General features: G+C 72.1%; 9 protein-coding genes. 2 read left to right on the top strand and 7 right to left on the bottom strand.

Annotation, left to right across the window (positions count from 1 at the left end):
- The coding region (locus U1T56_RS11325) for a GMC family oxidoreductase (RefSeq protein ID WP_418159578.1) at positions 1–1,116 on the top strand (1,116 nt) is incomplete at its 5' end.
- Between the two features lie 144 nt (positions 1,117–1,260).
- On the top strand, positions 1,261–4,590 hold the full coding sequence (locus U1T56_RS11320; protein WP_418159577.1) for an adenylate/guanylate cyclase domain-containing protein: 3,330 nt from the start codon (positions 1,261–1,263) through the stop codon (positions 4,588–4,590).
- A gap of 24 nt (positions 4,591–4,614) precedes the next feature.
- Here the strand turns inward: U1T56_RS11320 and U1T56_RS11315 are convergent, their stop codons facing one another.
- From U1T56_RS11315 to U1T56_RS11285, 7 genes are all read right to left on the bottom strand, one after another.
- The gene (locus tag U1T56_RS11315) at positions 4,615–4,956 is read right to left on the bottom strand and encodes a hypothetical protein (protein WP_418159576.1); all 342 of its coding nucleotides are present in this window, start codon (positions 4,954–4,956) and stop codon (positions 4,615–4,617) included.
- Positions 4,957–5,031: 75 nt separating this feature from the next.
- Positions 5,032–5,958 carry a ketopantoate reductase family protein gene (locus U1T56_RS11310; RefSeq protein ID WP_418159575.1) on the bottom strand — a complete coding sequence of 309 codons (927 nt, stop codon included), beginning with the start codon at positions 5,956–5,958 and terminating at the stop codon, positions 5,032–5,034.
- 13 nt (positions 5,959–5,971) lie between these two features.
- On the bottom strand, positions 5,972–6,742 hold the full coding sequence (locus U1T56_RS11305) for a pyridoxine 5'-phosphate synthase (RefSeq protein WP_418159574.1): 771 nt from the start codon (positions 6,740–6,742) through the stop codon (positions 5,972–5,974).
- Positions 6,743–7,060: 318 nt separating this feature from the next.
- Entirely contained in the window at positions 7,061–8,389 is a 1,329-nt protein-coding gene (locus U1T56_RS11300) for a hypothetical protein (RefSeq protein ID WP_418159573.1), read from the bottom strand.
- Between the two features lie 11 nt (positions 8,390–8,400).
- Positions 8,401–9,444, bottom strand: coding sequence for a 4-hydroxythreonine-4-phosphate dehydrogenase PdxA (gene pdxA, locus U1T56_RS11295; protein WP_418159572.1), 1,044 nt, complete (start codon positions 9,442–9,444; stop codon positions 8,401–8,403).
- Positions 9,441–10,244, bottom strand: coding sequence for an exodeoxyribonuclease III (locus U1T56_RS11290; RefSeq protein ID WP_418159571.1), 804 nt, complete (start codon positions 10,242–10,244; stop codon positions 9,441–9,443). The genes pdxA and U1T56_RS11290 overlap by 4 nt, the downstream gene beginning before the upstream one ends.
- A gap of 122 nt (positions 10,245–10,366) precedes the next feature.
- Entirely contained in the window at positions 10,367–11,371 is a 1,005-nt protein-coding gene (locus tag U1T56_RS11285; protein ID WP_418159570.1) for an aldo/keto reductase, read from the bottom strand.
- Positions 11,372–11,378 lie beyond the last annotated feature (7 nt).

The raw sequence follows: 11,378 nt of genomic DNA, 5'->3' as shown, positions 1-11,378 counted from the left end.
CCGGGCCTGCCCGGCAACAACAACTTCAAGGTGCTCTACACCGGCGCCAAGCGCCTGGGCTACCGGACGGTCCACACCGGGCACATGGCGATCAACAGCCGGCCGCGCGCCGACCGGCCGTCCTGCCAGCAGATCGGCTTCTGCTTCCAGGGCTGCAAGTCCTCGGCCAAGTGGAGCACGCTCTACACCGAGATCCCGGCGGCGCTGGACACCGGCCGGCTGGAGCTGCGGCCGGAGGCGATGGCGTTGCAGATCCAGCACGACGCGCGGGGCAAGGTGACGGGCGTGCTCTACGCCGACAAGGACGGCCAGCAGCACGTGCAAAAAGCCCGGCTGGTGTGCGTCGCCGGCAACGCGATCGAGAGCCCGCGGCTGCTCCTCAACTCGGCCTCCTCCAAGTTCCCGGATGGTCTGGCCAACAGCTCGGGGCAGGTGGGGCGCAACTACATGCGGCACATGACCGGCTCGGTCTACGCCGCGTTCGCGCGGCCGGTGCACATGTTCCGCGGCACCACCATGGCCGGGGTGGTGCAGGACGAGGCGCGGCACGATCCGAAGCGCGGCTTCGTCGGCGGCTACGAGCTGGAGACCTTGTCCCTGGGCCTGCCGTTTCTGGCGGCGTTCCTCGACCCCGGGGCGTGGGGGCGGGAGTTCGCGCACAAGCTGGAGCAGTACCGGACCATGGCCGGGATGTGGCTCGTGGGCGAGGACATGCCGCGGGCGAGCAACCGGGTGACGCTGCATCCCACGGAGAAGGACGCGTTCGGGCTGCCGATCCCGAACGTGCACTTCGACGACCACCCGAACGACGTGGCGATGCGCAGCCATGCTTACCGGCAGGGGCGGGCGATCTACGAGGCGGCGGGGGCGAGGGAGGTGTACGAGACGCCGCCTTATCCCAGCACGCACAATCTGGGGACCAACCGGATGAGCGCGAGCGCGCGGGACGGGGTGGTGAACCGGTGGGGCCAGAGCTGGGACGTGAAGAACCTGTTCGTCTCGGACGGGAGCCAGTTCACCACCGGCGGGGCGGAGAACCCGACCCTGACCATCGTGGCGCTCGCCATCCGCCAGGCCGAATACATCGCCGACCAGATGGGCAAGAACGAGATCTGAGGCGACGGGTGCATCCTCCGGCTCCCGGACCGGCCGCTCCGGGAGCCTTTTCTTCGGCCGGGCCGAGATTCGTCCCGCTCCAGCGCCGTCCCTGCGCTAGACTGCCTCCCCATAGCCCTTATGGGACGAGAGGGGAGCCGGAGCTTGGACCTCGGGGCCTGGCTGCGCAACCTCGGGCTGGGCCAGTATGAGCAGGCGTTTCGCGACCACGACGTCGATACCGACCTGCTCGCGCGGCTCACGGCCGAGGACCTGAAGGAGATCGGCGTCGCATCGGTCGGCCACCGGCGCCGGCTGCTCGATGCGATCGCAGCGCTGCCAGCCGGCGCTCCGGCAGGGCCCGATGCCGCCGAGGCCGAGCGGCGCCAGCTCACGGTGATGTTCGCCGACCTCGTCGGCTCGACGGCGCTGTCGCGCGATCTCGATCCCGAGGACCTGCGTGCGCTGCTCAAGGCCTATCATGCGCGTGTCGCCGGGATCGTCACGGCCGCCGGCGGCTTCGTCGCCAAGTACATGGGCGACGGCGTGCTCGCCTATTTCGGCTACCCGCAGGCGCACGAGGACGATGCCGAGCGGGCGATCCGCGCCGGCCTTCTGCTCGCGGCCGCGGTGCCGCTGCTGCCGCATCCGTCCGGCGAGCCGCTGCGGGTCCGCATCGGCATCGCCACCGGCCTGGTCGTGGTCGGCGACCTGATCGGCAGCGGCGCTTCCCAGGAGGAAACGGTGATTGGCGAGACGCCGAACCTCGCCGCCCGGCTGCAGGCCCTGGCCGAGCCCGACAGCGTCGTGATCGCCGAGGCTACCCGCCGCCTCGTCGGCGAGCTGTTCGTGTGCGCCGATCTCGGCGCCGTGGCGGCCAAGGGCTTCGTCGAGCCGGTGCGGGCCTGGCGCGTGCTGGGTGCCGGGCCGGCCGAAAGCCGCTCGCAAGCGCTCCATGGCGCCGCTCTCACACCGCTCGTCGGCCGCGAGGCCGAGCTCGCCCTCCTGCTCCGGCACTGGCGGGAGGTCGAGGCCGGCGAGGGTCGGGTGGTCCTGATCGCGGGCGAGCCCGGCATCGGCAAGTCGCGGCTGCTCGCGGCGCTCGAGGAGCGGCTGGCATCCGTGCCGCACGTCGCCTTGCGCTATTTCTGCTCGCCGCATCACCAGGACAGCGCGCTCCATCCGATCATCGTGCAGCTCGAGCGCGCGGCCGGGCTCGCGCAGGGCGACAGCACGGCGGCCAAGCTCGCGCGGCTGGAGGATCTTCTGATACCGGCCGCGCCGACAGCAGAGGACACGGCACTCCTGGCCGAGCTGCTGGGGTTGCCGCCCGATGGGCGTTGGCCCCCGCTGCGGCTCACCCCGCAGCAGAAGCGCGAGCGGACCTTCGCCGCACTCCTGCGCCAGCTCGAAGGTCTGGCGAAGGCCGGGCCGGTGCTGACGACCTTCGAGGACGTGCACTGGATCGACCCCAGCTCGCGCGAGCTGCTCGACCTCGTGGTCGAGCGCGTGGTGCACCTGCCGGTCCTCCTCGTCGTCACCTTCCGTCCCGAGCTCGCGCCACCCTGGATCGACCGGCCGCACGTGACCCTGCTCGGGCTCGACCGCCTCGACCGGCGCGACGGTGCCGCGCTGGTGCGGCAGGTCGCGGGCGACACCAACCTGCCCGATGCGCTGATCGCGGAGATCTCCGAGCGCACCGACGGCGTGCCGCTGTTCGTCGAGGAGCTGACCAAGGCGGTACTGGAGACTGGTGGCCCAGCCGGCCCGATGGTCGTCGCCGCGGCCCCGCCAGCGAGGCTCGCGATCCCGGCCACGCTCCACGCCTCGCTGCTGGCGCGCCTCGACCGGCTCGGCCCGGCAGCCAGAGCCGCGGCCCAGATCGGGGCCGCCATCGGCCGCGAGTTCTCCTTCGCGCTGCTCGCCGCGGTGGCGGGCCGGAGCGAGGGCGAGCTGTCCGCGACCCTGGATCGGCTGACACGCGCCGGCCTGCTGTTCGCCCAAGGGAACGGGCCACGCGCCGGCTTCCTCTTCAAGCACGCGCTGGTGCGCGATGCGGCCTACGGCACGCTCCTGCGCGAGCGGCGGCGGCAGCTCCACGGCCGGATCGCGCAGGTCCTGGAGGAGCGCCATCCCGAGCAGGCCGAGACCACGCCCGAGCTGATCGCGCATCATCTCACCGAGGCCGGCGAGACGGAGCGCGCGGTGCGCTGGTGGCTCAAGGCGGGCCGGCGCTCGGCCGACCGCTCGGCCGATCGGGAAGCCGTGCGTCAGCTCCGGCGCGGCCTGGAGCTGCTGGCCTGCCTGCCGGACTCCACCGAACGCGATCGCCTGGAGCTCGAGCTCCAGCTCGCGATCGGCACGCCCCTGATCGCCCTTTCCGCCTGGAGCGGCCCGCAGGTCGCGACGGCTTACGAGCGTGCCGCAGCGCTCTGCGAGCGCCGCGGCGACACGGAGGGCCTGGGCCCCACCCTGTTCGGCCTCGCCAGCAACCGCGTCGTGCGCGGCGAGACCCGGGCGGCGAAGCACTTCGCCGAGCGTTGCCACTCGCTCGCCGAGCGTTTCGGGCACCCTGCCGACCGGATCCTGGCGCACCGGGCGATGGGGGCCGCGCTGATGCAGCTCGGCGCCTTCGAGGCGGCTCACGCCGAGCTCGCGCAGATCCCCGTGCTCTACGACCCCGAGCGCGACCGGTCGCTCGCGGCCCGCTGCATCACCGACCCCCGCGCGTCGGGGCTGTCGTTCCTGGCGCTCGTGCTCTGGATCACGGGCCGGCCGGACCAGGCGCGGCACGCGGCGCAGGAGGCGGCCCGGCACGCCGCCGAGCTCGGGCACGCCAACACGATCGGTCACATCTTCTGCCACGGCGGCGGGGAGCTGGCGCAGTTCCTCCACGAGGTTTCGGCGGTCCGCGGCTATGCCGATGCCGTGCTGGCGCTCGCCGCCGAGCACGACATGCCGATGTGGCGCGGCTACGGCATCGTGATGCGCGGCTGGGTGGCGGCGCAAGAGGGCCAGCCTCGGGAAGGGGCGGTGCTCGTGCGCGAGGGCATCGAGCTTCTGGATGCGCTCGGCACCGTGTTCCACCGCACGCTGCATCTCGGCATCCTGGCCGCGATCCACGCCCGCCTCGGCGAGGCGGCTGCCGGCCTGCGGGTGCTGGAGGAGGCCCGGGCCGAGGTGGCGCGCACCGACGTGCGATTCTGCGAGGCCGAGCTGCACCGGCTCGAGGGCGAGCTGCGTCTGCTCGCGGGCGCGCCGGACGAGGCCGAGACCTGCCTCGCCCGAGCGCTTGCCCTGGCCCGCCAGCAGGAAGCGCGCGCCTTCGAGCTGCGTGCCGCGACGAGCCTGGCCCGGCTGCTGTGCGATCGGGGCAGGCGGCGTGAGGCACGCGACCTGCTGACCGCCGTCTACGGCTGGTTCACCGAAGGCCTCGACACCCCCGACCTCGTGGACGCCGGAGCGCTGCTCGACCTGCTGGCGGCGGAAGCGTGAAGGCTCGCTGCGGGTGCCGCAGCCCTACGGCTTCGGCTGGCACGGCTGCTTCGCTCCGGCGGCGGCAGCCATGTCGCCGGCGCAGTCGCCCGGCTTCAGCAGGGCGCCCTGCTGCGCTTGCGACTGGTCGACGGGCGAAGGTGCCGCCGGTCCCGGCGAGGCTGCTTCCGGTGCGCCGGGGCCGGGCGCCGATCCCTTGATCGCCGCCCCCACCGCGGCCTGACCGCCGCCCTGGGTCGGCACCGGCTCCGTCGCGAGCGGCGGAACCTGCGTCGTCCCCTGCGCCGTCTGCGCGCGGGCGCTGCCGATGCCCGGCACGACGGCGACGAGAGCCAGCGCCGCCGTCGCGAGCCGTCTCTTTCCCATCACCATGCTTCCCTCCGGCCGGCTCGGGACCGGCACGGTCCCGTATCCGCCGGAAGGCAACCGTCCGCCGCTCGCTCAGGTTCCGGTCCGGCCGGCTCGCCAAGGGGCGAGCGCCTCGTAAGCCTCCCGGCTCGCGGGCGTGGCGATGCCCGCCTCCTCGCCCAGCCGCAGGACCGCCCCGGTGAGCCAGTCGAGCTCGAGCCGGCGGCCGGCCTCGAGGTCCAGGAGCATCGACGACTTCATCGTGGTTGGCAGCCCGCGCGCGAGCTGGAGCCGTTCATCCACGATGTCCTCCGGCAGTGCTATCCCGCGTGCCCGCGCCACCGCCACGGCCTCCTCCACCATGGCCACGAACCGCGGCCAGAGCACGGGATCCTCGCGCACCGCCCCGATCGTGGTCCGCCCGAGGCAGGTGATGGCGGCGAAGGGAGCGAGGAACACGAACTTCTTCCAGACCTCGCGCTCGATGGCGTCCGTGAGCACCGCGTCGATGCCCGCACCCCGGCAGGCCGCCTCCAGCGTCTCGAGCCGCCAGCTCTCGTTCTTCTGCCGCTCGCCGAACACGAGCCGCGCCATGGTGCCGGTGTGGCGGATCACGCCCGGTGCTTCGATCCCGGCGGCGATGTAGGCCACCCCGCCGCAGACATAGCGCCGCCCGAGCTTCCGCTCGAGGATCGCCGCCGCCTCGACCCCGTTCTGCAGCGGCACCACGGCCGTGTCGATCTGGAGCAGCGGCCGAAGGGTTTCGGCCGCCGCCTCGAGGTCGTACATCTTGACCGCGACCAGCACGATGTCGACGAGCCCGGTCCGCGCCCGGTCCTCGTGGAGCTGCACCCGCTCGAGGTGGAGGTCGCCGTTCGCCGAGAGCACGCGCAGGCCCTGCGTGCGCATCGCCTCGGCATGGGCCCCGCGCGCCACGAAGATCACGTCGTTGCCGTCGGCGGCGAGCCTCGCCCCGAAATAGCCGCCGACCCCGCCCGTGCCCAGCACCAGGATTCGCAAGCGACCGCCCTCCTCAGTACGGCAGATGCGGCCGGGCGAGGTCGCGCCGGCCCGCCTCCATCACCGCGCGCATCCGCCGGATCGCCTCGACGAGGCCCACCGCGAGCGCCTCGCCGACGATGAAATGACCGATGTTGAGCTCGACGATCTCGGGGATCGCCGCCACCGGCCGGACATCGGCATAGGAGAGCCCGTGCCCGGCATGGCATTCGAGCCCGATCGCCGCCGCGTGCCGGGCCGCCGCCCGCAGCCGCGCCAGCTCCCGCCCTTGCGCCTCGCCGGCGCGCGCCTCGCAGTAAGCGCCGGTGTGCAGCTCCACGACCGGCGCTCCCACCGCCGCCGCGGCGTCGAGCTGCGCCGGCTCGGGGTCCACGAACAGCGACACCCGGCAGCCGGCCTCGCCGAGCGCTGCGACCGCATCCCGGAGAGCGCTTCCCGCTCCGCGCACGTCGAGCCCGCCTTCGGTGGTCACCTCCTGTCGCCGCTCCGGGACGAGGCAGGTGGCGTGCGGCCGGAGCCGGCGGGCGATCCCGACCATCTCCTCGGTCACGGCCATCTCGAGGTTCAAGGGTGCCCGGATCTCCGCCATCAGCCGCTCCACGTCGGCATCGCGGATGTGACGGCGATCCTCGCGCAGGTGCACGGTAATGCTGTCGGCCCCGGCCTCGAGCGCCAGACGGGCGAAGCGCACGGGGTCGGGATGGGCGCCGCCGCGCGCGTTCCGCAGCGTGGCGACGTGATCGAGGTTGACGCCCAGGCGCAGGGGAGGGGCGGCGATGCTCATGCGGGATTGCTCCGAATGCGAAAAGGCGCGCCGGCGCGGCCGCTTCTTCTTATGTCGAGCCCGCCCTGGGCAAAAGTGGCTTCCGGCGTCCGCTGCGGGCTGCCCGAAGCTGGCCGAAGCGGCTGACCCTCCTGGCCGTGCGCCGGACGACCCCGACCGCTCGGCGGGTGAGCCCCGTCGGTCGGATGGTCCGTATAGCCACGCGGAGCCGAGCTTGCCCAGATGCGTGCGTTCCGCCGATGCCGGCGAGACGCGCCGGTGATGCCTGCAGGCGCTGGAATCGGGCCCGCTCCTGTACGAACCGCCGTTCGATCCGCCTCAGGCACCCGGTCCGCTCCCCCAGAGTTCGCGATAGACCCGCAGCGGGTCCTGCTCGGGGGATGGCGGCGTCGGCGTCCAGGGACGGTATAGATTGCCCGAGCCCTGGTCGAACACCGTCTCATAGGCGAGGATGCCCGCGTTCCTCTTCAAGAATGCGAAGGTGAAGCGATAGACGTCGCCCGGATAGGGCGAGGCGGGCGGATGCGAGGCGCCGCGCGCGGCCCACTCCGGCAGCGCCAGCAGCACGCCCTGGCGCGCCGCGAAGTCGGCAGCCTCCTGCAGGCCCCAGTGGGTCGGAAAGCCGTCCAGGATCTGCTGCCAGTTGTTGCCCGGGGCGGTGCTGCTCGAGCCGCGCACCCGCTCCCTGGAGCTGTCGTGCCAGGAGACGGCGAGGATGTCCGCGGCCCGGCCGATCGGACCCGCCGGCAGCACCTTCACACCGTCGATCACCACGTCCTCGGCGATGATCCAGTCCTGCGCCAGGTTGGGCCACAGCTCTTCGTGGCGGACGAGCCGGTTCTCGCTGCTCGTACGGTCGAGGGCGACGAAGCGGAGCTGCGGCCGCCAGGCGAAGCGGTAGCTGCAGGGTCGGCCGCCGCGCTGGTACTTGTAGCCCTCCTTGAATACCCGGACCAGACGGGACCAGCCATAGGGAAAATCCCGATAGGTGTAGTGCGTGGTGTCGCCGACGCGATAGGACCCCTCGGGCAGATCCGGATGAGAAGGGATGGTCCACTCGTAGCCCAGGTCGATGGTCATGGGATAGCGCGTATCGCCGTATCTCTCGTCGAGATAGGCGAACTTGCGACCCAGTAGGAACATGTACCTGTCAGCGGCGCCCTCCTTGATCTGCCGCCAGATCTCGGGGTTGCGGTAGCGGCCGTTCTCCCAGCCATTGCCGACCGTGCGCGGCACGACGTTCATCCAGGCGAGGTGGATGATTCGCCGGCGATGCTCGGTCGCCGGGTAACCGCCCCAGACGTGCGCCATCCAGGCGGAGCCCTCGAAAATGCCGGCGAAGGTCGGCGGGGTCGCGCGCCAGTCGCTCGGGGATCGCCGGAACTCGCGCTCGACCTCGGCCTCGCTGCGGGCACCCGCGTGCTCGGCCCACGTGTCCTTGCCGCGCAGGGACTGTGTCACCGCATCGGACGGCCGCCCCCGCATCGCCTCGAACCGCTGTAGCCGGTCGCTGTCGCCGTTGACCCAGTTGCCGGACTTCCACGACAGGCCCGAGCCGTTCCCGTCCGTGGCGCTGCAGGCGGCGACGAGCAGGAACGAGAGCGTCAGACCCGAGGCCAGACCCTGGCGACGCCGCGAGCCAGCCATGCCGCCGCTCCTCATCCGCCCGCGGCCGATCCCGGATCGGCCCCGCCGGCCGCCGCGTGCCGGCGTTCCGCCGTCTCGGCGGCGAGGCGGATGGCGGCGATCAGGCTCTGCGGCCGGGCGACGCCCTTGCCGGCGATGTCGAGCGCCGTGCCGTGGTCGGGCGAGGTGCGCACGAAGGGCAGGCCCAGCGTGACGTTGACCCCCTCGTCGAAATCGAGGGTTTTGATCGGGATCAGCGCCTGGTCGTGGTACATGCACAAGGCGACGTCGTAGCGGCTGCGCGCGTGGACGTGGAACATGGTGTCGGCCGGCAGCGGCCCGCGCACGTCGATGCCCTCGGCCCGCAGGCTCGCGAGTGCGGGTACGATCAGCCTCGCCTCCTCGTCGCCCATGGCCCCGTCCTCCCCGGCATGGGGGTTGAGCCCGGCGAAGGCGAGCCGGGGCCGCTCGATGCCGAAGTCGGAGCGCAGCGCACGGGCCACGATCCGCCCCTGCCCGACGATGAGCGCCGGGTTCAGGATCCGCGGCACCGCCGCGAGTGCCACGTGGATCGTGAGCGGCACGACGCGCAGCGACGGCCCGACCAGCATCATCACGACCCGGCAGCCGCCGGCGAGCTCGGCCAGGTACTCGGTATGGCCGGGAAAGCGGAAGCCCGCCGCATAGAGCGTGCTCTTCTGGATCGGATTCGTGACCACGGCCGCCGTCTCGCCCGCCCGGGTCAGGCTCACCGCCCGCTCGATGCTCTCGAGTGCCATGGGCGCATGGCGCGGCTCCGGACGGCCGGGCGTCGCCTCGACCGACCGGCTCAGCGGCAGGACCGGAAGCGCACGGGGGAAGACCGCGACGGCCTCGCCCGGGCTCGCCACGGCGCGGATCGGGACGGGCCAGCCGAGTCCTGCGGCCAGCCGCGTCAGCCGGTCCGGATCGTCCAGCGCCACGAACGCGGGCCCGGTCGCGGCGAGCGCCTGCCACGCTGCCAGCAGGATCTCGCCGCCGATCCCGGCGGGCTCGCCCATGGTGATCGCGAGCGGCGGGCGCTGAAGCGCGGTCATGGCCGGACCGAGAGCTCCACCGTCACCGGCACGTGGTCGCTCGGGTTCTCCCAGCCGCGCGCCGCGCGCCGGACCTCGGCCGTGACGAGATGCGGCGCCAGTGCCGGCGAGAGCCAGATATGGTCGAGCCGGCGGCCGCGGTCGGAGGCGTCCCAGTCCCGGTTGCGGTAGGACCACCAGGTGAAGAGCTTCTGCGAGGGCGGGATCACCGTGCGCACCGCGTCGACGAACCCGTACGCCTCCTGCAGCCGGATCAGCCCCTCGGTCTCGACCGGCGTGTGCGAGACGACGTCGAGGAGCTGCCTGTGGCTCCACACGTCGGTCTCGAGCGGGGCGATGTTGAGATCGCCCAGGACCACCATCCTGGCCCCATCGCCCTTGCGTCCGCCGAAATAGCCGGTGAGCTCCTCCAGCATGTCGAGCTTGTGGCGGAACTTGGGGTTCGCTTCCGGATCGGGGATGTCGCCCCCGGCCGGGATATAGAAATTGTGCAGCTCGATCCCGCCCGGCAACGTGCAGATCGCGTGCCGGCAATCGCCGTTACCGCACCATTTCCGGGCATGGCACTGCTCGAGCGGCAGCTTCGAGAGCACGGCGACGCCGTGATAGGCCTTCTGGCCGTGAACGTGCAGGTGCGGGAAGCCGAGCTCGCGGCAGAGATCGTAAGGGAACTTGTCGTCCTCGACCTTGATCTCCTGCAGGCACAGCACGTCCGGCCGGATCTCCGCCACGATCCGTTTGAGCGAGCTTTCCCGCAGGCGGATCGAGTTGGCGTTCCAGGTGGTGATCCGAAGCGACATGGCAGACCCGGGGAGCGATGGCACGGATGCCCTACCACCATTCCGAGGTGCGTGGGCAGCTCCCGAGATAGGGCCTTCGGGCGAGCCTGTCATCAGGTCGCCCCGCATGTCCGGCTTTCGTCTCAGCCGCCCGGCCGGCCCTCGCTGTCGAGCATCCGCATGCCGTGCGCGTCGTAGCGCGTCCCCGCCACCGCACCCGCCGGGACCGCCGCCTCGATTCGGACGAGGTCGTCCGCGTCCAGCACGAGATCGAGCGCACCCAGAGCCTCCTCCAGCCGGTCGCGCCGCCTCGCACCCACGAGCGGGACGATGTCCTCGCCACGGCTCAGGACCCAGGCGATCGCGAGCTGGGCGGGTGTCGCACCCTTCTCCACGGCGATCCGGCGCAAGGCCTCGACCAGCTCGAGGTTGCGGGCGAGGTTCTCGCCCTGAAAGCGTGGTGCGCGGGTGCGGAAATCGTCGGCACCCAGCGTCGTGCCGGCGGCGAGCCGCCCGCTCAGAAGGCCACGCGAAAGAACGCCATAGGCCGTGACGCCGATGCCGAGCTCGCGGCAGGTCGGCAGGATCGCGGCCTCGATCCCGCGGGTCATGAGCGAGTACTCGATCTGGAGCTGGGCCACGGGATGGACCGCGTGCGCGCGCCTGATGGTGCCCGCCCCGGCTTCCGAGAGGCCGAGATGACGCACGTAGCCGGCCCGGATCAGATCCGCGATCGTGCCCACCGTGTCCTCGATCGGCACGGCCGGGTCGACGCGGGCGGGCTGGTAGAGATCGACATGATCGGTACCGAGCCGGCGCAGCGTGTAGCTCAGGAAGTTCCTGACCGAGGCGGGGCGCGCATCGAAGCCGATCAGGCCGCCCGAAGGATCGCGCAAGGCCCCGAACTTGACGGCGATGAACACCTCGTCGCGCCGGCCGCGGATCGCGCGTCCGATCAGCTCCTCGTTGTGGCCGATACCGTAGAAGTCGCCGGTGTCGAGCAGGTCGATCCCGGCCGCCATGGCGGCATGGATGGTGGCGATGCTCTCCGTCTCGTCGGCCGGCCCATAGGCCCACGACATGCCCATGCAGCCGAGCCCGATCGCCGACACGTCCGGGCCGTTCCGCCCCAGCCGCCTGCGCTGCATCGCCTCC

The organism is Benzoatithermus flavus (assembly GCF_037908215.1).
GTDB classification, from domain to species: Bacteria; Pseudomonadota; Alphaproteobacteria; order Geminicoccales; family Geminicoccaceae; genus Benzoatithermus; species Benzoatithermus flavus.
This window is presented reverse-complemented; position numbering and strand designations above follow the sequence as displayed.